Annotated in this window: 29 protein-coding genes and 1 tRNA gene; 24 read left to right on the forward strand and 6 right to left on the reverse strand. The window is 63.8% G+C overall.

Annotated features, from left to right (window positions below; all coding sequences use genetic code 11):
- The 21 genes from BM348_RS05360 to secY are packed head-to-tail and all read left to right on the forward strand — an operon-like array spanning window position 1 to window position 11,645.
- Window positions 1-723 carry a 50S ribosomal protein L2 gene (locus BM348_RS05360; RefSeq protein WP_092902698.1) on the forward strand — a complete coding sequence of 241 codons (723 nt, stop codon included), beginning with the start codon at window positions 1-3 and terminating at the stop codon, window positions 721-723.
- Window positions 720-1,142: a 30S ribosomal protein S19 gene (locus BM348_RS05365; protein WP_092902700.1), complete on the forward strand. Its 423-nt coding sequence runs from the start codon at window positions 720-722 to the stop codon at window positions 1,140-1,142. The genes BM348_RS05360 and BM348_RS05365 overlap by 4 nt, the downstream gene beginning before the upstream one ends.
- A gap of 7 nt (window positions 1,143-1,149) precedes the next feature.
- Window positions 1,150-1,632, forward strand: a complete 483-nt coding sequence (locus tag BM348_RS05370) for a 50S ribosomal protein L22 (RefSeq protein ID WP_092902702.1) — start codon at window positions 1,150-1,152, stop codon at window positions 1,630-1,632.
- A complete protein-coding gene (locus BM348_RS05375; RefSeq protein ID WP_092902704.1) occupies window positions 1,633-2,571 on the forward strand; it encodes a 30S ribosomal protein S3 in 939 nt (312 codons plus the stop codon).
- Window positions 2,571-2,828 carry a 50S ribosomal protein L29 gene (gene rpmC / locus BM348_RS05380; protein ID WP_092902706.1) on the forward strand — a complete coding sequence of 86 codons (258 nt, stop codon included), beginning with the start codon at window positions 2,571-2,573 and terminating at the stop codon, window positions 2,826-2,828. Before BM348_RS05375 ends, rpmC begins: the two co-directional genes overlap by 1 nt.
- Before the next feature lie 10 nt (window positions 2,829-2,838).
- On the forward strand, window positions 2,839-3,321 hold the full coding sequence (locus BM348_RS05385; protein WP_092902708.1) for a ribonuclease P protein component 1: 483 nt from the start codon (window positions 2,839-2,841) through the stop codon (window positions 3,319-3,321).
- Window positions 3,312-3,761, forward strand: coding sequence for a 30S ribosomal protein S17 (locus tag BM348_RS05390; RefSeq protein ID WP_092902710.1), 450 nt, complete (start codon window positions 3,312-3,314; stop codon window positions 3,759-3,761). Before BM348_RS05385 ends, BM348_RS05390 begins: the two co-directional genes overlap by 10 nt.
- A complete protein-coding gene (locus BM348_RS05395; protein WP_049953233.1) occupies window positions 3,761-4,159 on the forward strand; it encodes a 50S ribosomal protein L14 in 399 nt (132 codons plus the stop codon). Before BM348_RS05390 ends, BM348_RS05395 begins: the two co-directional genes overlap by 1 nt.
- 3 nt (window positions 4,160-4,162) lie before the next feature.
- Complete coding sequence (gene rplX, locus BM348_RS05400; RefSeq protein ID WP_092902712.1) at window positions 4,163-4,519, forward strand: 50S ribosomal protein L24; 357 nt, start codon at window positions 4,163-4,165, stop codon at window positions 4,517-4,519.
- On the forward strand, window positions 4,516-5,211 hold the full coding sequence (locus BM348_RS05405) for a 30S ribosomal protein S4e (RefSeq protein ID WP_092902714.1): 696 nt from the start codon (window positions 4,516-4,518) through the stop codon (window positions 5,209-5,211). Before rplX ends, BM348_RS05405 begins: the two co-directional genes overlap by 4 nt.
- Complete coding sequence (locus BM348_RS05410) at window positions 5,208-5,747, forward strand: 50S ribosomal protein L5 (protein ID WP_092902716.1); 540 nt, start codon at window positions 5,208-5,210, stop codon at window positions 5,745-5,747. Before BM348_RS05405 ends, BM348_RS05410 begins: the two co-directional genes overlap by 4 nt.
- Window positions 5,740-5,916 carry a 30S ribosomal protein S14 gene (locus tag BM348_RS05415; protein WP_050050016.1) on the forward strand — a complete coding sequence of 59 codons (177 nt, stop codon included), beginning with the start codon at window positions 5,740-5,742 and terminating at the stop codon, window positions 5,914-5,916. Before BM348_RS05410 ends, BM348_RS05415 begins: the two co-directional genes overlap by 8 nt.
- Window positions 5,913-6,305, forward strand: a complete 393-nt coding sequence (locus BM348_RS05420) for a 30S ribosomal protein S8 (protein WP_049953238.1) — start codon at window positions 5,913-5,915, stop codon at window positions 6,303-6,305. The genes BM348_RS05415 and BM348_RS05420 overlap by 4 nt, the downstream gene beginning before the upstream one ends.
- A 2-nt stretch (window positions 6,306-6,307) precedes the next feature.
- The gene (locus BM348_RS05425) at window positions 6,308-6,841 is read left to right on the forward strand and encodes a 50S ribosomal protein L6 (RefSeq protein WP_092902718.1); all 534 of its coding nucleotides are present in this window, start codon (window positions 6,308-6,310) and stop codon (window positions 6,839-6,841) included.
- A 3-nt stretch (window positions 6,842-6,844) separates the two neighbouring features.
- Complete coding sequence (locus BM348_RS05430; protein WP_092902720.1) at window positions 6,845-7,609, forward strand: 50S ribosomal protein L32e; 765 nt, start codon at window positions 6,845-6,847, stop codon at window positions 7,607-7,609.
- Window positions 7,606-8,055 (forward strand): 50S ribosomal protein L19e, encoded by a 450-nt coding sequence (locus tag BM348_RS05435; protein WP_092902722.1) that lies wholly within the window; start codon window positions 7,606-7,608, stop codon window positions 8,053-8,055. The genes BM348_RS05430 and BM348_RS05435 overlap by 4 nt, the downstream gene beginning before the upstream one ends.
- Window positions 8,055-8,603: a 50S ribosomal protein L18 gene (locus tag BM348_RS05440; RefSeq protein WP_092902724.1), complete on the forward strand. Its 549-nt coding sequence runs from the start codon at window positions 8,055-8,057 to the stop codon at window positions 8,601-8,603. The genes BM348_RS05435 and BM348_RS05440 overlap by 1 nt, the downstream gene beginning before the upstream one ends.
- Entirely contained in the window at window positions 8,600-9,229 is a 630-nt protein-coding gene (locus tag BM348_RS05445) for a 30S ribosomal protein S5 (RefSeq protein ID WP_092902726.1), read from the forward strand. Before BM348_RS05440 ends, BM348_RS05445 begins: the two co-directional genes overlap by 4 nt.
- The gene (locus BM348_RS05450) at window positions 9,226-9,693 is read left to right on the forward strand and encodes a 50S ribosomal protein L30 (RefSeq protein WP_092902728.1); all 468 of its coding nucleotides are present in this window, start codon (window positions 9,226-9,228) and stop codon (window positions 9,691-9,693) included. Before BM348_RS05445 ends, BM348_RS05450 begins: the two co-directional genes overlap by 4 nt.
- Window positions 9,694-9,695: 2 nt before the next feature.
- Window positions 9,696-10,187 (forward strand): uL15m family ribosomal protein, encoded by a 492-nt coding sequence (locus tag BM348_RS05455; protein ID WP_092902730.1) that lies wholly within the window; start codon window positions 9,696-9,698, stop codon window positions 10,185-10,187.
- A gap of 3 nt (window positions 10,188-10,190) precedes the next feature.
- Complete coding sequence (gene secY / locus BM348_RS05460) at window positions 10,191-11,645, forward strand: preprotein translocase subunit SecY (RefSeq protein ID WP_092902732.1); 1,455 nt, start codon at window positions 10,191-10,193, stop codon at window positions 11,643-11,645.
- Window positions 11,646-11,720: 75 nt separating this feature from the next.
- On the opposite strand, the gene gcvPB is transcribed toward secY, so the two are convergent.
- The 4 genes from gcvPB to BM348_RS05480 all read right to left on the reverse strand — a co-directional run bounded on the left by gcvPB (window position 11,721) and on the right by BM348_RS05480 (window position 16,856).
- Complete coding sequence (gene gcvPB / locus BM348_RS05465) at window positions 11,721-13,193, reverse strand: aminomethyl-transferring glycine dehydrogenase subunit GcvPB (protein ID WP_092902734.1); 1,473 nt, start codon at window positions 13,191-13,193, stop codon at window positions 11,721-11,723.
- On the reverse strand, window positions 13,193-14,527 hold the full coding sequence (gene gcvPA, locus BM348_RS05470; RefSeq protein WP_092902736.1) for an aminomethyl-transferring glycine dehydrogenase subunit GcvPA: 1,335 nt from the start codon (window positions 14,525-14,527) through the stop codon (window positions 13,193-13,195). The genes gcvPB and gcvPA overlap by 1 nt, the downstream gene beginning before the upstream one ends.
- Window positions 14,528-14,712: 185 nt before the next feature.
- On the reverse strand, window positions 14,713-16,050 hold the full coding sequence (gene hmgB, locus BM348_RS05475; protein WP_092902738.1) for a hydroxymethylglutaryl-CoA synthase: 1,338 nt from the start codon (window positions 16,048-16,050) through the stop codon (window positions 14,713-14,715).
- Window positions 16,051-16,124: 74 nt separating this feature from the next.
- Window positions 16,125-16,856: a TVP38/TMEM64 family protein gene (locus tag BM348_RS05480; protein WP_092902740.1), complete on the reverse strand. Its 732-nt coding sequence runs from the start codon at window positions 16,854-16,856 to the stop codon at window positions 16,125-16,127.
- Window positions 16,857-16,946: 90 nt separating this feature from the next.
- Here BM348_RS05480 and BM348_RS05485 point away from each other — a divergent pair, with 90 nt between their 5' ends.
- Window positions 16,947-17,300, forward strand: a complete 354-nt coding sequence (locus tag BM348_RS05485; protein ID WP_092902742.1) for a DUF5830 family protein — start codon at window positions 16,947-16,949, stop codon at window positions 17,298-17,300.
- Window positions 17,301-17,345: 45 nt separating this feature from the next.
- On the opposite strand, the gene BM348_RS05490 is transcribed toward BM348_RS05485, so the two are convergent.
- Window positions 17,346-18,647, reverse strand: coding sequence for a DUF7115 domain-containing protein (locus BM348_RS05490; RefSeq protein ID WP_092902744.1), 1,302 nt, complete (start codon window positions 18,645-18,647; stop codon window positions 17,346-17,348).
- Between the two features lie 123 nt (window positions 18,648-18,770).
- Here BM348_RS05490 and BM348_RS21160 point away from each other — a divergent pair.
- A tRNA-Met gene (locus BM348_RS21160) sits at window positions 18,771-18,923 on the forward strand.
- 183 nt (window positions 18,924-19,106) lie between these two features.
- Here BM348_RS21160 and BM348_RS05495 read toward each other — a convergent pair.
- The gene (locus tag BM348_RS05495; protein WP_092902746.1) at window positions 19,107-20,912 is read right to left on the reverse strand and encodes an asparagine synthase-related protein; all 1,806 of its coding nucleotides are present in this window, start codon (window positions 20,910-20,912) and stop codon (window positions 19,107-19,109) included.
- Between the two features lie 548 nt (window positions 20,913-21,460).
- Between BM348_RS05495 and BM348_RS05500 the strand changes: the two genes are divergently transcribed.
- A complete protein-coding gene (locus BM348_RS05500; protein WP_092902748.1) occupies window positions 21,461-22,408 on the forward strand; it encodes a biotin--[acetyl-CoA-carboxylase] ligase in 948 nt (315 codons plus the stop codon).
- The last annotated feature ends 186 nt before the right edge of the window (window positions 22,409-22,594 follow it).

Consider the following 22,594-nt stretch of genomic DNA (forward strand, 5'->3'; position numbering starts at 1 on the left):
ATGGGACGACGAATTCTCGGACAACGACGCGGACGCGGGACGCCGACGTTCCGTGCTCCCTCACACCGGTACAAGGCAAATCTCGAGCACAAAAAGCCCGAGGACAGCGATATCGTTCGCGGGACGGTCGTCGACGTCGAACACGACCCTGCCCGCTCCGCGCCGGTCGTCGCCGTCGAGTTCGAAGACGGCGATCAGCGACTCATCCTCGCGCCGGAGGGCGTGACGGTCGGCGACGAGATTCAGGTCGGCATCTCCGCGGAGATCAAGCCCGGGAACACGCTCCCGCTGGCGGAGATCCCCGAGGGAGTCCCGATCTGTAACGTCGAGGCCAACCAGGGCGACGGCGGCAAGTTCGCCCGCTCCTCTGGGGTCAACGCGGACCTGATCACACACGACCGCGACGCGGCGGTCGTACAGCTTCCAAGCGGCGAGGTCAAGCGCCTCGACCCGCAGTGTCGTGCGACCATCGGTGTCGTCGCCGGTGGCGGTCGAACGGAGAAGCCGTTCGTCAAGGCAGGGAACAAATACCACAAGATGAAAGCGCGAGGCACGAAGTGGCCTCGCGTCCGCGGTGTTGCGATGAACGCGATCGACCACCCCTTCGGTGGCGGTGGCCGCCAGCACCCCGGCAAGCCCAAGTCCGTCTCGCGGGACGCGCCGCCGGGACGAAAGGTGGGCGACATTTCCTCGCGCCGAACCGGCCGAGGTGGTAACAAATGAGTTCTGACTACCGAACCGGCCGTGAAGGTGAGTTCACCTACCGCGGCCACACGCTCGAGGAACTGCAGGAGATGGACCTCGATGACGTCGTGGAACTGCTGCCCGCTCGCAAGCGGCGAAGTATCGAACGCGGCCTCTCGGTCGAGCAGGAGAAACTGCTCGAGAAGGCCCGCGAGAAAGACGAGGAGACGACAGCGAACGCGCCGATCCGCACGCACCTCCGGAACATGCCGATTCTCCCGGAGTTCGTCGGACTCACGTTTGCCGTGTACAACGGCCAGTCCTTCGAGCGCGTGCGAGTCGAACCCGAGATGATCGGTCACTATCTCGGCGAGTTCCAGTTGACCCGGACGTCCGTCGAACACGGACAGGCCGGTATCGGTGCGACTCGCTCGTCGAAGTTCGTCCCACTGAAGTGATCAACGCATGGGAATCAACTACTCAGTCGACGCCGATCCGGACTCCACTGCAAAGGCGATGCTCCGGGAGCGTCACATGAGCCACAAGCACAGCAAAGAGGTCGCACGCGAACTCAAGGGTCGAACCGTTGGGGACGCCCAGGCGTACCTGCAGGACGTCATCGACGAGAAGCAGTCGGTTCCGTTCCGCTCGCACAACAGCGGCGTCGGACACCGATCGGACGTCGAGGGCTGGGACGCCGGCCGCTACCCGGAGAAGGTCAGCGAGGAGTTCCTCGACCTCTTAGAGAACGTCACCGCGAACGCGGAACACCAGGGGTTCGACGGGGAATCGATGGAAATCGTCCACGTCGCCGCCCACAAGGTCGGCGAGTCCGTCGGCCGGAAACCGCGCGCGATGGGACGGGCCTCGTCGTGGAACACGCCGCAAGTCGACGTCGAGATCGTCGTCGAATCGGCAGACGCCGCCGACGAGGGAGGTGAGAACTAAATGGCAGACGAACACCAATTCATCGAAAACGGCCTACAGCGATCGCAGATCGACGAGTTCTTCGAAGAGGAACTCGGTCGTGCGGGCTACGGTGGCATGGACGTCGCCAAGACGCCGATGGGAACCCAGATCGTTCTCAAAGCGGAGAAACCTGGGATGGTCATCGGCAAAGGCGGCGAGAACATTCGGAAGGTGACGACGGCCCTCGAGGACCGATTCAACCTCGAGGATCCACAGATCGACGTTCAGGAGGTCGAAGAACCCGACCTGAACGCTCGAATCGTCGCCGACCGACTCTCGAACGCACTCGAGCGCGGCTGGTACTTCCGCAAGGCCGGTCACACGACGATCGACCGGATCATGGAAGCCGGCGCGCTCGGTGCCGAGATCGTCCTCTCCGGAAAGGTGACGGGCGCACGCTCGCGCGTCGAGAAGTTCAACCGTGGCTACATCAAGCACAACGGCGAGCCCGCCGAAGAGGTCGTTGACCACGGCCAGGGCGTTGCGGTCATGAAACTCGGCACCATCGGCGTGGACGTCAAGATCATCCCGCCGGGAGCCGAACTCCCCGACGACTTCCAGATCCACGACGACATGGATCCCGAAGAGGTCGTCCCCGACGCCGTCGAAGCGAACGAAGGCGTCGAAGAGCTGCTCGAGGGCGAGCCCGAAGCGGACGAGGCTACGGAAGCTGACGAGGACGAGGATGCTGCGCCAGAAGCCGACACGGACGAGTCCGACCTCGACGAAGAAGTCGTCGAGGAGGTCATCGAAGAAGAAGTCGAATCCGAGGAGCCCGACGCGGAGGCCGACGATTCCGCCGAGGACGTCGAGGAGGACCTCGACGAACTCGAGGAAGACGTCGAAGCCGAAGCCGAGGAGCTTCTAGACGAGATGGAAGCGGCGGACGACGAGGATGCCGAGGAGGGTGATTCCTGATGGCGATCCTCCACGTCGCGGAGATCCGTGACATGACGGCCGCGGAGCGAGCGGCGGAACTCGAGGAACTCGAGACCGAGTTGCTCAACCAGAAGTCCGTTCTCGCGGCCGGCGGTGCGCCGGAGAACCCGGGTCGCATCGGCGAACTGAGCCGCACCATCGCGCGGATCAAGACGATCCAGCAGGAAGAAGGCGACCTCGAGGACAACGCGTCTTCGAGCGGTGGCAGCGAAACCGCGGCTGACACAGACGAATAACGAAAGAACGATGGCACTCACACCAGAGACACTCCCGCGACACGAACTCAACGGACTTCCGGTCCGCGTCGTCGAGAGCGACGACGAGGGACAGGAGGGCCTCGAGGGCCGCGTCGTCGTCGAGACGATGAAGACGCTCTCGATTGAGGTCTGCGTTCCGCCCGAGGCGGAACGCTGGCGAGACTGTTCGACGGTCGATCGTGAAGACGGAACGTCTCGGGTGGTGATGGTGCCGAAATCGGGCACGGTATTCGAGTTCGCGATCACAGATGAAGCCGCCGGGGACGAGAAGTCCTCGGGGACTGCGTCCAAACTGGCCGACACTCAACCCTCGTCTTCCGGCGAGGACCGAGCCGGCGCTCCTACCGACGGCTGTCGTGCCGACTGGCACGCCGCTGGCGAGGACGTAGCCTACGTTACGGTCGATGGATCGCGGCTGCTCTCACGACCCGCCCGACGAACAGAAACGTCAGGTGACTCACCATGGCAATAGGACTAGACGTAACAACGCCTCCGGAACCAGAAAACCCGGAGGAGTACGACTACGAGAAGTGTCCGTTCTACGGCGAGCTTTCCGTTCGAGGACAGATCCTCGAGGGAACAGTCGTCTCGACGGACATGGACAAGTCCGTAGTCGTCGAGCGAGAGTACGACGTGACGGTTCCGAAGTACGACCGTCAGATGAAACGTCGCTCGCGCATTCCGGCACACGTGCCGGGCGTGCTCGAGCCGCTCTCGGTCGGTGACACGGTCAAGATCGCAGAGACCCGACCACTGTCGAAGACGAAATCGCACGTGGTCGTCGAAGTAACCGAAGAAGCGACCGCCGAGGACCTCGCCGAGCTGACCCGTCAGAGCGAACCGGAACGGGAACTCTCGGCCGAGGACGTCGCCGCGGACGCGGACGAAGACGAAACCGACGGTGATCAGTGATGGAGGCGATGAAAGCCGACGTCACCCAGGGACTCAAGAAGGGGTCGCTGGTCACGTGTGCCGACAACACCGGCGCGCGGGAACTCAAGATTATCAGCGTTTCGGGCTACCACGGCACCAAGAGCCGCCAGCCGAAGGCGGGCATCGGTGACAAAGTGACCGTCTCGGTCACGAAGGGTACTCCCGAGATGCGCCGACAGGTCCTCGAGGCCGTCGTCGTACGCCAGCGGAAGTCGATCCGCCGGCCCGACGGCACGCGGCTGAAGTTCGAGGACAACGCGGCGGTCATCATCGACGAGAACGAAGAGCCCCGCGGCACGGAAATCAAGGGCCCGATCGCCCGCGAGGTCGCAGAGCGCTTCGGAGCAATCGCCAGCACGGCAACGATGATCGTATAGACAATGAGCGAACAACCACACAAACAGCGAAACGAAACTGCGCGTGCCCCGCTTCACCAGCGACAGAAGCAGCTTCACGCCACCCTTTCGGACGATCTCCGCGACGAGTACGACACGCGTCGCACCCGCGTCAACGCGGGCGACACGGTCGAAGTCATGCGCGGCGATCACGCCGGAGAGGAGGGTGAAGTGCTGCGTGTCGACCTTACCGAGCAGGTGATCCACGTCGAGGACGTGACGATCGAGACGGCAGACGGCGAGGAAGTGCCGCGGCCGCTCGAGTCCTCGAACGTTCGCATCACCGAACTCGATCTCGAGGACGACCGACGCGAGGCGCGCCTGGAAGGTGAGACTGCATGAGCAAGCATCAGAAACGACTCTCGGTACCGAAATCTTGGCCCGTCGAACGCAAGACCGAGACGTTCACCGTCAAGGCCGGCGCCGGCCCGCACGGTGAAGCTGGCGTTCCGCTGGTCGTTCTCCTGCGGGACGTTCTCGGCTACGTCGACTCGAAGAAAGAAGCGCGCTACGCGCTCTCGGAGGACTCGATCCTCGTCAACGGCGACGCGATCAACGACGAACAGCGCCCGATCGGCATGTTCGACATCGTCGCGTTCCCGGACCTCGAGGAGTACTATCGAATCTTCCCCGACGAGGGCGGTCGGCTCGCGCTGACCCCGATCGACGCCGACGCGGCCGATAGCCGCCTCGGCAAGATCGAAAACAAACAACAGGTCACGGGTGGGGACACCCAGTTGACGCTGCACGACGGAACGAACGTCATCGTCGACGACGAGTACAGCGCGAAAGACTCGCTGGTCATCGACAACGACGACAAATCGATCGTCGCCCACTTCCCGTACGAGGAGGGCGAACTCGTGACGGCCGTTCGCGGCAACCACGCCGGCAAGATCGGAACGATCGAGAACATCGAAGTCACGAGGGGGAGCGGATCCAACATCGTGACCGTCGAGACCGACGACGAGCTGTTCGAGACCGTCGAGGAGTACGTCTTCGTTATCGACGAGAAGTTCACGGGTGATGACGAATGAGCGAAGCGAGCGACGCCGAGTTCCACGAGATGCGCCAACCGCGCGTCGAGAAGGTCGTCGTCCACATGGGTGTCGGCCGCGGTGGCCGCGACCTCGGGAAAGCCGAAGACATCATCGAGGAAGTCACCGGCCAGCAGAGCGTTCGAACGCAGGCCAAACGGACCGAACCCGAGTTCGGAATCCGCGAGGGAGAGCCGATCGGTACCAAAGTCACGCTCCGCGACGACGACGCGACCGAATTCCTCGAGACGGCCCTGGCTCTCGCCGACCTCTCGGCGAACCAGTTCGACGACACGGGGAACTTCAGTTTCGGTGTCGAGGAACACACCGACTTCCCGAGTCAGGAGTACGACCCGAGCATCGGGATCTACGGGCTTGACGTGACTGTCAACCTGGTCCGACCGGGATACCGCGTCTCGAAACGCGACAAAGCGACCCAACAGATTCCATCGCGACATCGACTGACGCCCGAGGACGCGATCGCGTACCTCGAGGCCAGTTTCGACGTCGACGTGGAGGAGTCCACAGATGAGTGAAAGTGAAAACGATCGAACGGGCGAACACGCCGAAAAGCGCACGGGCCAGATCGAGGCCTGCCAGCGCTGCGGTCGAAAGCAGGGGCTCGTCGGCAAGTACGACATCAACCTCTGCCGGCAGTGCTTCCGCGAAATCGCCCGCGACATGGGATTCAAGAAGTACAGATGACAGGGAATAATCCGCTCAGCAACGCGCTTTCGGGGCTCGACAACGCGGAGGATGTCGGGCACCTGAGCCACGAGGTACAGCCCGCCTCGAACGAAATCGGCAGCGTGCTCGAGGTCTTTTACGACCGCGGGTACATCGACGGATTCGATCTCGTCGATGACGGAAAGGCCGGAACGTTCGAAGTCGAACTGAAAGGAGCGATCAACGAATGTGGGCCCGTCAAACCCCGCTACGCCGTCGGTGCCGATGAATTCGAGAAATGGGAGAAACGGTTCCTCCCGGCTCGAGACTTCGGGACGCTCGTCGTCACGACGAGCAGTGGCATCATGAGCCACTACGAGGCGCGCGAGAAGGGGATTGGAGGGCAGGTGATCGCATACGTCTACTAACAATGCGAGTTGAACTGGAAATTCCCGACGAAGTAACTGCCGAGGTCGACCATCTCGACGTGACCGTCGAGGGTCCGGAAGGCACCATCACGCGGCGTCTCTGGTATCCCGACGTGACCGTCGAGGTCGAAGACGACACCGTGGTCATCGAAAGTGACAACGAGGACGCGAAAACGAACGCGACCGTTGGCACCTTCGAGAGCCACATCGAGAACGCCTTTCACGGCGTGACCGCGGGCTGGGAGTACAAGATGGAAGTCTTCTACTCTCACTTCCCGATGCAGGTCCGCGCGGAAGGCAGCGAGGTCGTCATCGAGAACTTCCTTGGCGAGAAGGCAGAGCGACGAACGACTATCCACGGTGACACCGACGTCTCCGTCGACGGTGAGCAACTCACCCTCGTCGGTCCTAACAAAGAGGACGTCGGACAGACCGCGGCTGACATCGAACAGCTGACGAAGGTCAAAGGAAAGGACACCCGCGTCTTCCAAGACGGGGTCTACATCACCGAAAAGCCGGCAACCGGAGGTGCCTGATAGATGGCAGACGACGAACACGCAGATGACACTGACGAACAGGCCACCTCGGAAGCGGTCGACGCGGGCGACGAGCCCGAAGATCTCGAGAGCATCAGCGGCGTCGGCGCGAGCAAAGCCGACGCGCTTCGCGATGACGGATACGAGTCCGTCACGGACGTCAAAGAGGCGTCACAGGACGACCTCGCCGAGATCGACGGCATCGGCAACGCGCTCGCCGCGCGTATCAAGGCCGACGTCGGCGACCTCGAGGTTTCCGAGGAGACCGAAGCCGAGATCGAAGATGAAGACGCCGAGGCGGAGGTCGACGAAGACGTCGAGACGGAACTGCAACCACGCGGTCTCGTCGAGAAGACGCCGGAGCTCTCGGAGAACGAACAGCGTTTGCTGAGCCAACGCAGCGCTGAAGGCAAACCGCAGTTCAACCGGCAGGACTACCACATGAAAAAGCGGACGCCCGAATCCTGGCGACGCCCGCGCGGTCAGCTCTCGAAGCAGCGCAAAGGCGTCAAAGGAAAGGGGCCGAAGGTTCAGGCCGGCTACCGAACGCCGAAAGCCGTTCGAGGCAAACACCCGAGCGGCTTCGAAGAGGTCTACGTCGAGAACACGGACGACCTCGAGGGTGTCGACGGCGATACCCAGGCGGTTCGGATCGCCTCCTCGGTCGGCGCTCGCAAACGCGAGCGAATCGAGGAACTCGCCGAAGACGACGGCGTTCGCGTGTTGAACCCGACCTACGTGGAAGTCGAAGTGGAGGACGAACAATGACTGATCTTTCCGCACAGAAACGACTGGCGTCCGACGTCCTCGACGTCGGCGAGAATCGTGTCTGGCTCGATCCCGAGGCCCAGTCCGACATCGCCGAGGCGATCACGCGTGACGAGATCCGCGACCTCGTCGATCAGGGCGTTATCCAGGCCGAGGAAGCGAGCGGGAACTCCCGCGGACAGGCCCGTGAGCGCAACGCGAAACGCGCGTATGGCCACCAGAACGGCCCGGGCAAGCGCCGCGGCAAGAAGGGCGCACGCCAGAACGAGAAAGACGAGTGGACCAAACAGATTCGCGCACAGCGCCGAAAGCTCCGCGAACTTCGCGATAAAGGCGAACTGACGCCGACGCAGTACCGTCAGCTCTACAAGAAAGCGGGCGGTGGCGAGTTCCGAAGCGTTCGGTACCTGTTGAACTACATCGACGACAACTACGGTGACCAATAATGGCGACAGGACCACGATACAAAGTACCGATGCGTCGTCGCCGCGAGGTCCGGACGGATTACCACCAGAGGTTGCGCCTGCTGAAATCGGGCAAGCCCCGCCTCGTTGCTCGCAAGAGCAACAAGCACACTACGGCGCAGCTGATCTCCCCCGGACCCCAGGGCGACGAAACGATCGCGAGTGCACACTCGAGCGACCTAGCCGAGTATGGCTGGGAAGCACCGACGGGGAACATTCCGGCGGCGTACCTGACCGGCCTGCTGGCCGGCAAACGCGCAGTCGAATCCGATCTCGAGGAGGCGGTCCTCGACATCGGTCTGAACACGGCGACGCCCGGCAACAAGGCCTTTGCCGTTCAAGAGGGTGCGATCGACGCCGGTATCGAGATACCCCACAACGATAGCGTCCTCGCGGACTGGGAGCGAACTCGCGGCGAGCACATCGCCGAGTACGCTGAGAGCCTCGACGAACCGCTCTACAGCGGCGAGTTCGATGCGACCGAACTACCCGAACACTTCGATGACGTACGAGAGGCGATCCTAGAATGAGTGGAAACGACTACGACGACGGCTGGCAGCCGGTCACCCGTCTCGGCCGGAAGGTCCAGGAGGGCGACATCGACACGATGGAAGACGCCCTCAACACGGGGCTTCCCCTGAAGGAACCCGAAATCGTCGACCAGCTCCTCCCCGGACTGGACGACGAGGTTCTCGACATCAACATGGTCCAGCGCATGACCGACTCCGGACGGCGGGTGAAGTTCCGCTGTGTCTGTGTCGTCGGCAACCGCGATGGATTCATCGGGTACGCCGAGGGACGAGACGATCAGGTCGGCTCTGCCATCCAGAAGGCGATCGGTATCGCGAAGCTCAACATGATCAAGGTCCCACGCGGTTCGGGATCCTGGGAGGACCGGTCCGACCGGCCACACTCGCTGACCCACCAGACGACCGGCAAAGCCGGCTCCGTCGAGGTCGAACTCATCCCCGCGCCGGAAGGCCTGGGACTTGCGGCGAGTGACACCGTCAACGCCGTCCTCGAGCTCGCGGGCATCGAAAACGCATGGACGAAAAGCCACGGTAACACCCGAACGACGGTCAACCTCGCGAAGGCGACCTACAACGCGCTCGAGAACGCCTCGCAGGCGCGCCAGCCCGAGGTGATCGACGGATGAAAGCCGTCGTACAGCTTCGCGGCGAGGTGAATCGAGAGACCGAAGTCGACGACACGCTCTCGATGCTCAACATCCACAACGTCAACCATGCGACGCTGATCCCGGATACCGACGCGTACCGGGGAATGGTGACGAAGGTCAACGACTTCGTCGCCCACGGCGAACCGGATCAGGACGTCCTCGCAACGCTGCTCGCGAACCGAGCGGAACCGCTGGAGGGACGTCAGTCCGACGTCGACGAGGAGTGGCTCGAGGAGAACACGGAGTACAGCGAGTTTAGCGAACTGGCCGAAGCGCTGCTGGCCGAAGAGACGACGCTTCGCGAGGAAGGTCTCTCGCCGACGCTTCGATTGCACCCGCCACGAGGCGGTCACGACGGCCTCAAACACGCCGCCGCCGAGGGTGGCCAACTCGGAAAACATACAACCCAGGAGATTAACGACCTCCTAGAATCGATGCGATAACCATGACGAGTAAAAAACGACGCCAACGCGGCTCGCGAACGCACAGTGGCGGCTCCCACAAGAATCGTCGAGGGGCCGGCCATCGGGGCGGACGCGGTCGTGCCGGGCGCTCAAAACACGAGTTCCACAACTACGAACCGAAGCACAAACACGGCTTCAAACGACCGCAGGGTATTCGCGACGATGTCGTCGAAATCGACGTCCAGAAGCTCGACGAAGACGTCGCGCTCTACGTCGCGGACGACCTCGCCGACGAATCCGGCGACGGCTACGAGATCGACGCCCGCGACGTCGTCGAAGACGGTCACGAGGCGGACGTCGTGAAAGTCCTGGGCACCGGTCAGGTCCGGAACACGCTTACGATCACGGCCGATGCCTTTACCGATGCCGCTCGAGAAAAACTCAAGGACGCGGGCGGAGAGCCGGTTCTCTCCGAGCGCGCGGAGGAAGCTGCGGACGCCGAAGCCGACGCCGACGAATCAGACGAGGAATAACATATGGGATGGAAGGAAGCCGCCGAACCGGTTTTGACGCGGATGCCGACAGTACGTCGTCCGGAGGGACACGTTCCCTTCAAGCGCAAGCTCGCGTGGACGGCGGGTATCCTCGTGTTGTATTTTTTCTTGACGAACATCAACTTGCTCGGTGCCGCGAGCGGACAGGACATCTACGGTCAGTTCCGCTCGGTCATCGCCGGTGCTCAGGGCTCGCTGCTCCAGGTCGGTATCGGCCCGATCGTCACGGCCAGCATCGTCATGCAGTTGCTCGGCGGTGCGAATCTGCTCGGCCTTGACACGGACGACCCACGGGATCAGGTCCTCTATCAGGGACTCCAGAAGGTCCTCGTCGTCGCGATGACCGCGCTGACGGCGCTCCCGATGGTGTTCGCCGGCGGCATCCTCCCAGCCCAGCAGTCGCTGCAACTCGGCGGCTTCGCGTTCTCGGCGACAGAGATCAAACTGCTGATGTTCGCCCAGATCTTCGCTGGCGGGATCCTCGTCCTCTACATGGACGAGGTCGTCAGCAAGTGGGGGATCGGAAGCGGTATCGGGCTGTTCATCATCGCCGGCGTCAGCCAGCGGCTGGTCGCCGGATTCATCCAGCCCCAGGCCGGCGGGTTCTTCTTCGACTGGTATCGCATCATCACCGGCGATATCGCCGTCGGTTCGGTCTTCAGTAGCGACGGACTGAACACGATACTGCTCAACCAGGGACAGCTCCTCGCACTATTTACGACGATCCTGATCTTCGCGATCGTCGTCTACGCCGAATCGGTGCGCGTCGAGATCCCGTTGAGTCACTCTCGAGTGAAAGGCGCTCGCGGTCGCTTCCCGGTGAAGCTCATCTACGCGAGCGTCCTGCCGATGATCCTCGTTCGCGCGCTGCAGGCGAACATCCAGTTCATCGGCCAGATCGTCGAAACGCAGATCGGGATGCCGAGCATACTCGGCGTCTACAGTGGTGGAACGCCTGTCTCTGGGTTCTTCTACTACATGTCACCGATCTACTCGCCTCAGGACTGGATGTGGTGGACCGCGGCGGTCGACCAGGCCTGGTGGATGGTCATGATCCGGGTCAGTATCGACCTCACGTTCATGGTCGTCGGCGGTGCGATCTTCGCGGTCTTCTGGGTCGAAACGACTGACATGGGCCCGGACGCGACGGCCCAACAGATCCAGAACTCGGGGATGCAGATTCCCGGCTTCCGCCAGAACGTCGGTGTCATCGAGAAGGTCATGGAGCGGTATATCCCGCAAGTGACCGTCATCGGCGGTGCGCTCGTCGGGCTGCTCGCTGTCTGGGCGAACATGCTCGGCACCATCGGCGGGGTCGACGGGACCGGCCTCCTGCTCGCGGTCTCCATTACGTACAAACTGTACGAGGAGATCGCCGAAGAGCAGATGATGGAGATGCACCCGATGATGCGCCAGATGTTCGGCGGCGGCGAATAACCGCTACCTCGATCGGACGACGCTTTTTCTGTCTCTCGATTTCTCGACGCGGCCCAACGATCCGAGAGCGCGACGCTACTCATCCTCGAGTGCGTGCCAGGACAGCCGCGGATTTCGGGCGGCACTCGTCTGATCGATTCGGCGGGCAGTCGTCCGCTCGGGTGCGGACTCGAGGACCTCGTCTCCGTCCTCGGCGACGGCGTTGAACGCGGCCGCGAGCTGATCGAGCGTCTCTTTGCTTTCGATTTCGGTGGGTTCTGTCATGAGCGCCTCGGGGACTATTTCGGGCCACTTGGTCGTCGGCGGGTGGACGCCGTAGTCGAGCATTCGCTTGGCGACGTCGGCGGCGTCTTGCTCGCCGGCGCTGGCGACGAACTCGTGGTGGAACGGGCCATAGGGTACGTCGTACTCGATCTGGCTCGCGAGGTAGTTCGCGTTGAGGACGGCCTTCGCGCTCGAGTCGGCAAGGCCGTCGTCTCCGAGTCTGGCGATGTACGCGAACGCTTTCACGAGCACGAGCCAGTTGCCCTGATAACCGTGGACGTGGCCGATCGAGTGGTCGGGGGCGAACAGTTCGTAGCCGCCGTCTGCCTCGCGAACTCGCGGTTCGGGGAGGAAGGGTGCGAGTTCGGAGACGACGCCGACCGGCCCGGCACCCGGTCCGCCGCCGCCGTGTGGCGTCGCGAACGTCTTGTGGACGTTGTAGTGCATCACGTCGAAGCCCATATCGCCGGGGCGGGCACGACCGAGCAGGGCGTTCAGGTTCGCGCCGTCGTAGTAGAGCAAGCCGCCCGCGTCGTGGACCATCTCGGCGATGCGTTCGATATCGCGTTCGAACACCCCCAACGTGTTCGGGTTGGTCAGCATCAGCGCCGCCGTGTCCTCCGACAGTGCGGCCTCGAGCGCCTCGAGGTCGACCCGTCCGCTCTCGTCGCTCGGCAGGGAGACCACATCGTAGCCGCCGAGTGCGGCGGTCGCGAAGTTCGTCCCGTGGGCGCTCTCGGGGACGATCACCTCGCTGCGGTGGCCCTCGTCGTTGTGCTCGTGGTAGGCCGCGGCGACGCGGATGCCGACGAACTCGCCGGCTGCTCCCGCTGGCGGCTGGAGGGTCACGGCGTCCATACCCCCGATACGACCGAGGTATTCCTGCAGTTGGCCCAGTACCTCGAGGGTCCCCTGAATCGACTCGACCGAGCGGTCCGGATGGACGAGCGCGCTCGGGAGAGCCGCGACGTCTTCGGTGAACTTCGGGTTGTACTTCATCGTGCAGGATCCCAGCGGGTACGGGCCGCTGTCGATCCCGTAGATCATCTGGGAGAGACGCGTGTAGTGACGAACGAGTTCCGGTTCGGACGGGTCGGGGAGTTCGAGGTCGTCTCTGGTCAGGTCCTCGGGGAGCGGCGAGTCACCGATCTCGACGCGCGTTCGATCTTTCTCGACGAGTAAGGGCTCGTAGACGCCGTTTCGAACGTATCGAGCCTGGTCGTACCGCGAGCGGCCGCTCGGATCGACGCGTCCGAGCGGCTCCCCGGCGCTGTCGTCGCTCATCAGAGCACCCCCTCGAGGGCGTCGACGAACGCCTCGAGTTCGCCGTCCGTGGTCCCGGCGACGCAAATCTGTAGTTCGTGTTCGCCGACGACGTGGACCGCGAAGCCGTCTCGCTCGAGGTCGTCGGCGATTGCTTTCGCCGGCTGATCGACGTGGGCGACGAACTCGCGGAAGTGCCGCCGGTCGTGGACGGGCGCTTTGGCGCCGACGAGCGCGTCGACCTCCGCGGCGAGCGATTCGGCTCGAGTGACGCCGCGTTTCGCGAGTTCGATCATCCCGTCGGGCCCGAGTGCCGCCGCGTGGATCGCCGTCCGGAGCGCGACCCACGCCTGATTCGTACAGATGTTGCTGGTCGCGCGCTCGCGGCGAATGTGCTGCTCTCGCGTCTGGAGCGTGAGCGTGAAGGCGCGTCTCCCCGTCGCGTCCTCGCTCGCACCGACGAGCCGACCCGGAACCTGTCTGCGGTGTGACTCGCGGGTCGCGAACAGGCCGAGGCCCATCCCGTAACTCGCGGGCAGTCCGAGCACGCTCGCGTCGCCGACGACGACGTCCGCGCCGACGTCCACCGGTTTCTGAAGCAGCGAAAGCGCGATCGGATCGGTTCCGAGGACGAACAGTGCATCCGCGTCACTGGCGACCGTCCCGATCTCCTCGAGCCGTTCTTCGATCGTTCCCCGAATCGTCGGGTTTTCCGCGTAGACCATGACGGTCTCCTCGTCGACCGCCCGCTCGAGTGCATCGAGGTCGACGGTTCCGTCCGCACACGCGTAGGTTTCGACTTCGAGGTCGGTGCCGGCGACGTAGTTCTCGAGAGTGCTCCGTCGCCCCTCGCTCAGGAGTTCGGGGACGAGCACGCGGTGGCCCGAGGTCGGCCGGACCCGGTTCGCGAGCGTCGCCGCTTCACCGAGCGCGCTCGCGGCGTCGTACATCGAGCAGTTCGCGACCTCGAGACCCGTCAGTTCGACGAGCAGCGACTGGTACTCGAACAGCGCCTGCAAGAACCCCTGTGAGATCTCGGGCTGGTACTGCGTGTAGGAGGTCAGAAACTCGGAGCGATCGGCCAGGTGATCGACGACCGACGGGACGTAGTAGCCGTAGTGGCCCCGTCCCAGCAGTTCCGTCAGGTCGTCGTTGCGCTCGAGTATCGACCGGACCAGTCGGCGCGTCTCCCGTTCCGTTCGGGCCTCGATTCCGTACTCGCCGTCGTACCGAACCGACTCGGGAACGTCGAAGATCGCTTCGACCGTGTCGGCCTCGACCGCGTCGAGCATCGCCTCGAGGGTTTCGTCCGTGTGTGGCGCGTACGGACTCCCAGATACCTGTAATCCGTTCATGGGTGAGAAAGGTCACCGAGGCACAAAAACCGTGTTCCGCTTTCGGCCCCGTCTCGTCGACCGAGACAAAACACATCGTCACTCGACGCCGCCCGGCCCGAACCGGGAGTCCAGTCGTTCCCTCGAGCCGTAGTTTAGTCGACCGCGCCTGACTACCGACCGGGCTTACTCGGGGGAGCCGTCGATTACTCGACGTACTCGTACTCCCGTTCGCCCATCCGCCCCCACCCGCCGAAGACGAACTCGCCGTCAGGGGCGGTCATCGACTCGATATCCACGTCCATGTCGTGGTTGTGTGCGTCGTGGATCTCCTCGTAATCGTCCCAGGTCAACTCGTATCGATCCGCGAGCTGCTCGTCGAGATTGAGCGCTTCGATTTCCTCTTTCCACCCGTCCTGTACGACCTCCGTGTGGATTTCGGCCTGCGCACCGCTGCCGTAGGAGCCGACCGCGAGCGTCTGTCCGGCGATGTCTTCGCCCTGTTCGAGAGCGTATTTGAGCGCGCTGATCCGGGCGACGTGGACCGAGCCCGTGTACCAGTTGCCAACCTCTCGAGCGATCGTCAGCGTCGGGTCGATCGTCTCGGCGTACCACTCTTGGTAGCGGTCGGTCTCTTTGAGGCCGTCCATGTACTCCCGAAGCGCGTCGCGGAACTCATCGTCGGTTTCGAACGCCTCGGAGCGGGGTTGCCGACCGATTTCCTCGGCGAGTTCGTCTTCGACTGCCGTATCGCGGATGATGTGGCGGTAGGCCAACATCGCGGCCTTGCGAACCATGCCGGGGAACGGCGTGTGGAACGGCACGAACCGAACGTCGTCGAGGTGGAGTTCGCCCGCGACGCTCTGGTAATCGACCAGCGCTTCGCGCATGCGGGCGAGGTACACCTGCACCGAGCGCTTGCCGTCGACGCTTGGGAACTGCTGGTTGGGCTTGAGAAAGTCCGTCTCGTCGGCCGAGCCGTACCCCTGCTCGGTCGACAGCGTGACCAGATCCGGGTCTTCGGTGATATACAGCGCGACCGCGCCCGCCCCCTGAGTCGCCTCGCCGGGGTCGTCTCGAGCGTACAGCGCCGTGTCGGTTGCGATCACGAGCGCCCCGCGGCCGCGATTGCGACCCGCGCGGATCCAGTTGTACGCGTCGTCGAGACTCTGGGTGCCCGCGATACAGGCGAACTTCCGCTCGCCTTTGTTCGCGTGGTGGAAGTCGCCGTCGAAGACCGACTCGAGACAGCCGGCGATGTACGTCGAGACCGGCTTGGAGTTGTCGAAGGCGCTCTCGGTCGCGACGTCGATCCGACCGATGTCGTCGGGCTCGAGTCTCTTTCGCTCCATCAGCCGGTGAGCCGCGTTGGCACCCATCGTGACGATGTCCTCGTAGCTGTCGGGGAACGAACTGGCGTTCAGTCCGAGCCCTTTGGTGTATTTCTCGGGGTCTTCGCCCTTCTCGGGTGCGAACACGCCGGGTAAATCGAGTTTGAGGTTACCGGTCCAGATTTCGACGGCGTCGATACCGACTGCGGTCATACGTCGATACTGTGGGTCGTGATACATGGTATTGTCGTTTACTGTTTCGACGACCGTCGATTCGATCTCGCCCGCTACCGCGACTCAGACGACGGGCTCGTCCCCTCCTCACGACGGCTCTGCTCCGCGGATTCGGTTCCGAACGCGCGGGCGGCAGGCCCTGCGAGTAAGACGACGACTGCGAGAAGACAGCACGCGGTAACGACTACGCCCAGTTGCCCGAGTCCACCCGTACTGACGGTCGCGGCCGACGATCCGACGACGACCGCCGCGACCGTCCACGGGAGTTCGCCGACCACCGTTCCGACGACGAACTGGGGATACGAGACGCCGCTCCCGGCGGCGGCGCAGGTCGCGACGTCCGACGGGATCGGCGCGAGTCTCGAGGCGATCACCCCGCGGATCGGCCCCGCCGTTCGATAGTACCGACCGATGGCGCTTCCGGCCCGGTCGATAGTCTCGCCGAACGGCAACGTCTCCAACGACTCCGTCGCCGGGTCGGAGACGGCCCACCGAACCGCGAAGAAAACCGGCGTCACGGTGACGACGACGCCGACGAGTGCGATCGGCACACCGAGTGTCACGCCGAGGCCGTAGCCGACCACGAACGAAAGCGCCGTCGTCGGCCAGGCGAACAGCGGTCGGACGAGATACAGCCCCGCGAGGACGAGGGTGAATCGAACGGGATCACCGACGATCGACTCGAGAAGGGCGCTCGCTCCGCCCGGCGAGACCAGCGCTCCCGCCGTGGCGATCGCGCTCACGAGGAGTGCGCCTGCGATCGCACGCCGCGGGAGTCGCGTCATCGACCGACGTTTCGACTCGATTACCGAAGGTTTTGTGTCTCGCGGCCGGGGACACAACGCTTATTCGCCTCCGCAGGCCAGCACTCATCGATGGACGACCGCGTCGAACGGGGACTGGCCATACTCGAGCGACTCGAACACGAGTCGCTGCCGCTCGCCGACGCCGTCGACCGGCTCGAGATCGTGACCGCCGATCCGACCGTGACCAGAACGATCCTCGACGAGGCGGAATTGCGAGGGATAATCGAACGCGACGACGGCATCATCCGCCCGAAGAGTCGACAGTATGTGCGTTTCGGCGAAGACGTGATTACGAAAGAGGGCGATTTCGAATGTCAGCGCTGCGGGTCCGGCCTCTCGACGGGTCACTTCCTCGACCTCGAGGCCGGGGAGATCGGGCCCTTCGGCTCCTCGTGTATCAGAAAAGTCACCGGTCGTGAATGAGTACTCGGTCGGAGAAAGTCGTCTCGCCTCGGCTGGGTAGTAGCGCTACCGTCCCTGTCGAAGCTCGGCGATGAGCTGTTCGATGGTCTGTTGTTGCTTTTCGAGCATCGCCGTCTGTCTCGCGACTGTCTCCTCGAGTTCGTCGAGTCGCTCGAGCAGTTCCGGATCGGTGCCAGCCGTCGCGGCCGTAAAGCCGCTCTCACCGAACGAAGTGGACGTCGATTCGGCGCCGTCATCGGCCGCGTCTGGCCCCCCATCGTCCGATACGTCTTCGGTTTCGTCCGTTTCGGGGCCCGACGATCGATCGGCGGTCTCGGGCTCGAGGTGCTGGTCCGACGATTCGTCTCGGGACGAACCCGACGCGAGCGGGTCGACCTGTTGCGGATCGGTTTCCCCGTCGGGAGCGGTTTCGACGGCCGAACGCTGGTTCGATCCGGCGTCCATTTCAGTCGTCGTCTCAGCGCTCGCGGCCGGGCTCGAATCGGCGCGCGTATTCGGATTCGACTCGGTACTCGAGACGGCGGTCGAACCGGCGCCCGTCACCGCGTCCGAATCGGCGCTCGAGGCCTGAGTCGGGTTTGGCCCGTCGGACGACTCCCCTGCAGATTGCTGGTCTAGGTCCTCGGGTGCCGGCGGATTCGCGTCGAGCGGATCGACCCCCTCGCCGAAGGCCGTTGCGGGATCCTCGCTCGGTTCTGGTTCCGTCTCGTGACCGACCGCGTCGTTTAGGTGGGCCAGCGAATCGACGCCGTGATAGGCAAACAGTGCGCGCTCGAGGCGCTCTCGCAGGTCGGCCGCCTCGTCGTTGGGCGCTTTGATCCGCTTCGGTCGTCCCTCGACTTCGAGGACGATCTGGGTGGCGACGCTGCCGTCCTCGAACGAGAGGTTGGTCACGTCGTCGAAGTGATACTGCTCGAAGTCCTCGTCCCACACCGCCTCGCCGATGTGTTTGACGAGTCGGTCGCTGGTGACGATCAGCGTGAGCTCGCTGAACCGGTAGGCCCGGATCACTTCCTCGCCGGCGTCGGAGATGCCGTTGCCGTTCAACACGCCGGCGACGAGCGGCGTGAGCACGTCGTCCGTCGATCCCGACGGAACCGTGAACTCTCGAGTGCCATCGAGGGCGTACTCGAGCGTGAACCGCGTCTTTCGTCGGCCATCCGAAATCGTCAATCGGTCGGCGTCGTGGGGGAACTCCTCGACCGATTCGTCGCTCAGCAGTCCGTCAGCACGATAGATAATCGAGTCCGTCGGCGTGATGAAGAGCTCGTCGTCCCCGCCGAGCGAGACGCGCGCGACGATCTCTTCGGTACCGAGAGTAGACTGTACGATGCCGGGAACGCTCATATGTCCGCTGTTCGCAATGACCTGTGATAAATCCGTGGGTAGGACGGGTCTGCCGTGCGGGCCGAGCGCACGCACGACGCGAATGAGAAGGTTAAAGAAAGGGACCGCACTACGGGAGAACGAGCCCGGGTGGCTTAGCTGGACATAGCGCCGCACTCATAGGGTTCAGAGATTCGGTGCGGTTTCGCCTTGGAAGCCTCCGTGTCCCTCGAGGACTCTGCCGAGCCTCGGACCTGGGACATGCGGAGATCGAGGGTTCGGAGCCCTCCCCGGGCATGCTTCTCACAGATCTCACGAGTCAAAGACGAGTGATATCGTTAAGAAGCATGCCCGAAATGAGGCGACGAACCCGTAGGTCTTGTGCGAACGAGGTGAGCACAAGGCAGGAAAAACGATCGAAGTGAGTCTGTCCGCGGTTCGGAACACTCGAGTGGTCTCAAAATACGAGTCCTCGTCGTACTATTGTGAGACGGACAGTTTTTCTGCCTCACCGTCGACCGATTCGGAGTCCGCCTCGCTCGAGCCGTCAGTCCCTCGAACCGCAGCGATGAGCGTCAACAGGAAATACTGCTGGGTGGCGGTGTAGCGCCCGCCCGACCACGTCACCCGCTGGACCGCCTCGCTCGAGAAGTGCTCCCGAAAGTCGGAGGGGTCGCTCGTCGCTTCCGCGAGGGCCATCGGGGGACTGTCCGCACCGCTTTCGCCCTGTCCGAGCAGTCCGAAGACCCGATCTTTGAGGCCGGGGTGTTCGGAGAGCCAGTCGTAGCCGAAGCGTTTGACCCTGTAGGTGAGCGAGTCGATCGGCGCGCCGAAGTCGACGTAGTCGATTTCGAGAGTGGCGGGCGAAAGCTGGGCCAGAAACTCTCGGTAGAGCTTCGTGCCGTCCTTTTGGGCCGGCGGACACGCCATCGCCTCCTCGAAGAACGGGAGCGCGTAGAACGGCGTCGTCGACCAGGTGTAGTACCGCGTGCGGTCCTCGCCGTGGTTGAGCCAGTTGATCCCCCGCTCTCGGACGAGGAAGTGGACGTATCGGCCCTCGAGGGTCGATTCGGGGTACGAAAGCAGTCGGCTCCTGACCGAGCTGACCAGCCGCGCCGGGTCGACGTCGACGATGTCCGTGACCTCCTCGAGCGAGAAGACCTGCTGACCGTCGACGACGAGTTCGACGAGTTCGTCCATCGAGTCGACGTCTTTCGACGGAGTGAGATCCGGGATGGCCTTGTCGCCGCCGTCGCCGGTTACGAAGGTTGCATCGGGGTGGTCGGCGGCGACCTGTTCGGCGAAGTTGAGGCCGAGCGACATCCCGAGGTTGTTCATCCCCTGGCTCATCTCGAGAAGCAGTTCTCGGTGGCGGTCGGTCCTGTCCGCGACGTAGGACTGCCACGGGACCTCGAGTGCGTTCGCGACCTGTCGCGCGACGTCGACTTCGGCCGCGTTTCCGCCGTTCGTCCGCGCAGACGTCGCCGCGAGCAGTTCGCCGTCGGCGTGCGTGTAGCCGGCGATGACCGCTCGAGAATCGAGGCCGCCGCTCAGGGAGACGACGGTCTCGCCCGTGACGCTCGCTCGGTTCTGGCAGGCGTCGACGAACCGGTCGCGGAGCCGCCGGGCGTTCTCTTCGACGGATCGATGCTCGTTCGCGTGCTCGTCGAACTGGAACTCGTGTATCGAGTCGGCGGTGTCCGACTCGAGTTCGAGCACCGACCCCGGCGGCAGTTGCTCGACGCCCTCGAAAAGCGTCCGCGTCCCGAGCGGATAGCCAAACAGCAGCATCTGGCCGAGCGCGAGCGAATCCGGCTCGAGCCCGTCCCCGATCTGGCCGGCCAGTTCGCGAACGACCTTGAGTTCGCGGGTGAGTATCGTCGTCCCACCGACGGTCGCGCGGTAGGTCGGCAGTCGCCCGAACGCGTCGTTTATCGCCCAGGTCTCGCCGTCGTCCTGATCGACGACCACTAGCAGGAAGTCACCGTCCCGTTCGCCGACCCACTCCGAGAGTTCCTCGGTCCGGGCTCCCGCGACGAGTTCTGCCGCCTCGGTCACTGTCGTTTCGACGTCGTCCGTCCCGTATAGGTGTCCCTCGAGAACGATCGTGTACGCGTCGGTATCGAAGACCTCGATCGGATACTCGTCGTACCCCGAGTGGGCGACGATCCCCTCGTCGTCGATCACGTAGTGGCTGTCGTATCGATCGGTAAAACAGACTGAGCCGAGCGCGTCGTCGACGGCCCCGCGATCGATCGGCTCGTCGGCGACGGTGATTCCTGGCATACGACGGCGAAGGCAGCCCGGGGGGATTATTATACGGCTGTTAAACGCGCCAGCGCGCCAGTCGGACGCGGTTTCGGGATATCCTGTGATCCTGCCGAGTGAGACGGACCCTCGCTCGCGGTGTGTCGATCGAACCGTTCGCCCCCGATTCACGTCAGAGAGAAAGAATTAAGCGATCTCAGCCCCCTCTCTCGCGTGGGGCGAACGCCCTGCTCCCGGCGAAACAAACCACAGACGGAACGGCCATCACTGAAGGCATCCGGTGAGGCACACGACGGCGCGAACGGACGTATGGATCCGGCGACCCGCAGCGCCGTTCGAGCCGAGCCCACAGCCGATAGGGGGTGGCGCGTCCGACTCGTGGCCGTAGAAGCCCCCGGGAGCCACGTACGACGCCGAGGCCCGGAATAACGCATCGCGCGAAAAACGGGCCGAAGAACTCGTACGGATTTTTCTATGCTGTTGGTACGCTAACGTGAGATCGCGAGACGCCGGGTTCGAACGCCCTTTCCGGCGAGTTGAAGTGTTCGTACCTCACGTTCTATAGCATGAACGAGACGAAACGCGCGGTCCTCGAGGCCCTGTCCGCGGGCCCCGTCGGCGGCCCCGCCCTCGCCGAGTCGCTCGATATCTCTCGAGCAGCGGTCTGGAAGCACGTCGACGAACTGCGCGAGGCCGGGTTCGAAATCGAGAGCGGATCAGACGGCTACGCGCTCGGCGGGCCGACCGAGTACAACGCACTGGCCGTCGAGTACGGCCTCGAGGCGCCGTTTGCCGTCGAGTATCACGATTCGATCGGCAGCACGAACGACCGCGCGCGCGAACTCGCGACCGACGGTGCGTCCGACGTGGTCGTTCTCGCGGACGAACAGACCGGGGGGCGGGGCCGACTCGAGCGGGCCTGGAGCGCACCCAGCGGTGGCGTCTGGGCGAGCCTCGTCTGTCGACCGAACGTGCCCCCGACGCGAGCGCCGTTGTACACGCTGGCCGCCGCGGTCGCGACGACCCGGGCCGCCCGCGAGGCCGGCGTCGACGCCCGGATCAAGTGGCCCAACGACGTGGTCGTCCCGCTTGAGGACGACGAAAGCGCTCGTCCGTATCGGAAACTCGCGGGGATCCTCACGGAGATGGAAGGCGAAACCGACCGCGTCACCTGGCTCGTCGTCGGGATCGGGGTGAACGCGAACGTCGACGCGGCCGCACTTCCGCCCGAGGCGACCAGCGTGCGCGAGGAAGTCGGCGACGTCGACCGGCGCGTCTTCGTCCAGCGACTGCTAGAGGAGTTCGACGCGCAGCGAAACGCCCTCGAGTCGGTCGTCGACTCCTGGCGGGAACACGCGCTGACGATCGGAGCGCACGTGCGGGTCGACCGCGCCGACGGCGAAGTCGTCGGGACGGCAGTCGACATCGACGACGCCGGCGCGTTGATCGTCGAAACGGACGACGGCGAGCAGACGGTGTCCGCGGGAGACTGCGAACACGTCCGACGAGCGTGAGTTCGAAGCGGGCGTACGGGCCGATTCGGCCGGATACGAGACAAACGGTCGCTAGACGTGTTGTCTCGAGTGACAGAACGGACCCCTTCACACATCCGCATTCTGTCACTTTCTTTCTTTTTTCTACTCGCGCGAGCGCGCGTACGTGACCTTTTTAACCTCCCACCCACTATCCGAAAACAGGTT

This window comes from Halostagnicola kamekurae, from assembly GCF_900116205.1.
GTDB classification, from domain to species: domain Archaea; phylum Halobacteriota; class Halobacteria; order Halobacteriales; family Natrialbaceae; genus Halostagnicola; species Halostagnicola kamekurae.

Excerpts from the sequence above, each read along its gene's own strand:
- BM348_RS05360 (WP_092902698.1), top strand. The coding sequence starts at position 1 with ATGGGACGACGAATTCTCGGACAACGACGCGGACGCGGGACGCCGACG.
- BM348_RS05365 (WP_092902700.1), top strand. The coding sequence starts at position 720 with ATGAGTTCTGACTACCGAACCGGCCGTGAAGGTGAGTTCACCTACCGC.
- BM348_RS05370 (WP_092902702.1), top strand. The coding sequence starts at position 1,150 with ATGGGAATCAACTACTCAGTCGACGCCGATCCGGACTCCACTGCAAAG.
- BM348_RS05375 (WP_092902704.1), top strand. The coding sequence starts at position 1,633 with ATGGCAGACGAACACCAATTCATCGAAAACGGCCTACAGCGATCGCAG.
- rpmC (WP_092902706.1), top strand. The coding sequence starts at position 2,571 with ATGGCGATCCTCCACGTCGCGGAGATCCGTGACATGACGGCCGCGGAG.
- BM348_RS05385 (WP_092902708.1), top strand. The coding sequence starts at position 2,839 with ATGGCACTCACACCAGAGACACTCCCGCGACACGAACTCAACGGACTT.
- BM348_RS05390 (WP_092902710.1), top strand. The coding sequence starts at position 3,312 with ATGGCAATAGGACTAGACGTAACAACGCCTCCGGAACCAGAAAACCCG.
- BM348_RS05395 (WP_049953233.1), top strand. The coding sequence starts at position 3,761 with ATGGAGGCGATGAAAGCCGACGTCACCCAGGGACTCAAGAAGGGGTCG.
- rplX (WP_092902712.1), top strand. The coding sequence starts at position 4,163 with ATGAGCGAACAACCACACAAACAGCGAAACGAAACTGCGCGTGCCCCG.
- BM348_RS05405 (WP_092902714.1), top strand. The coding sequence starts at position 4,516 with ATGAGCAAGCATCAGAAACGACTCTCGGTACCGAAATCTTGGCCCGTC.
- BM348_RS05410 (WP_092902716.1), top strand. The coding sequence starts at position 5,208 with ATGAGCGAAGCGAGCGACGCCGAGTTCCACGAGATGCGCCAACCGCGC.
- BM348_RS05415 (WP_050050016.1), top strand. The coding sequence starts at position 5,740 with ATGAGTGAAAGTGAAAACGATCGAACGGGCGAACACGCCGAAAAGCGC.
- BM348_RS05420 (WP_049953238.1), top strand. The coding sequence starts at position 5,913 with ATGACAGGGAATAATCCGCTCAGCAACGCGCTTTCGGGGCTCGACAAC.
- BM348_RS05425 (WP_092902718.1), top strand. The coding sequence starts at position 6,308 with ATGCGAGTTGAACTGGAAATTCCCGACGAAGTAACTGCCGAGGTCGAC.
- BM348_RS05430 (WP_092902720.1), top strand. The coding sequence starts at position 6,845 with ATGGCAGACGACGAACACGCAGATGACACTGACGAACAGGCCACCTCG.
- BM348_RS05435 (WP_092902722.1), top strand. The coding sequence starts at position 7,606 with ATGACTGATCTTTCCGCACAGAAACGACTGGCGTCCGACGTCCTCGAC.
- BM348_RS05440 (WP_092902724.1), top strand. The coding sequence starts at position 8,055 with ATGGCGACAGGACCACGATACAAAGTACCGATGCGTCGTCGCCGCGAG.
- BM348_RS05445 (WP_092902726.1), top strand. The coding sequence starts at position 8,600 with ATGAGTGGAAACGACTACGACGACGGCTGGCAGCCGGTCACCCGTCTC.
- BM348_RS05450 (WP_092902728.1), top strand. The coding sequence starts at position 9,226 with ATGAAAGCCGTCGTACAGCTTCGCGGCGAGGTGAATCGAGAGACCGAA.
- BM348_RS05455 (WP_092902730.1), top strand. The coding sequence starts at position 9,696 with ATGACGAGTAAAAAACGACGCCAACGCGGCTCGCGAACGCACAGTGGC.
- secY (WP_092902732.1), top strand. The coding sequence starts at position 10,191 with ATGGGATGGAAGGAAGCCGCCGAACCGGTTTTGACGCGGATGCCGACA.
- gcvPB (WP_092902734.1), bottom strand. The coding sequence starts at position 13,193 with ATGAGCGACGACAGCGCCGGGGAGCCGCTCGGACGCGTCGATCCGAGC.
- gcvPA (WP_092902736.1), bottom strand. The coding sequence starts at position 14,527 with ATGAACGGATTACAGGTATCTGGGAGTCCGTACGCGCCACACACGGAC.
- hmgB (WP_092902738.1), bottom strand. The coding sequence starts at position 16,050 with ATGACCGCAGTCGGTATCGACGCCGTCGAAATCTGGACCGGTAACCTC.
- BM348_RS05480 (WP_092902740.1), bottom strand. The coding sequence starts at position 16,856 with ATGACGCGACTCCCGCGGCGTGCGATCGCAGGCGCACTCCTCGTGAGC.
- BM348_RS05485 (WP_092902742.1), top strand. The coding sequence starts at position 16,947 with ATGGACGACCGCGTCGAACGGGGACTGGCCATACTCGAGCGACTCGAA.
- BM348_RS05490 (WP_092902744.1), bottom strand. The coding sequence starts at position 18,647 with ATGAGCGTTCCCGGCATCGTACAGTCTACTCTCGGTACCGAAGAGATC.
- BM348_RS05495 (WP_092902746.1), bottom strand. The coding sequence starts at position 20,912 with ATGCCAGGAATCACCGTCGCCGACGAGCCGATCGATCGCGGGGCCGTC.
- BM348_RS05500 (WP_092902748.1), top strand. The coding sequence starts at position 21,461 with ATGAACGAGACGAAACGCGCGGTCCTCGAGGCCCTGTCCGCGGGCCCC.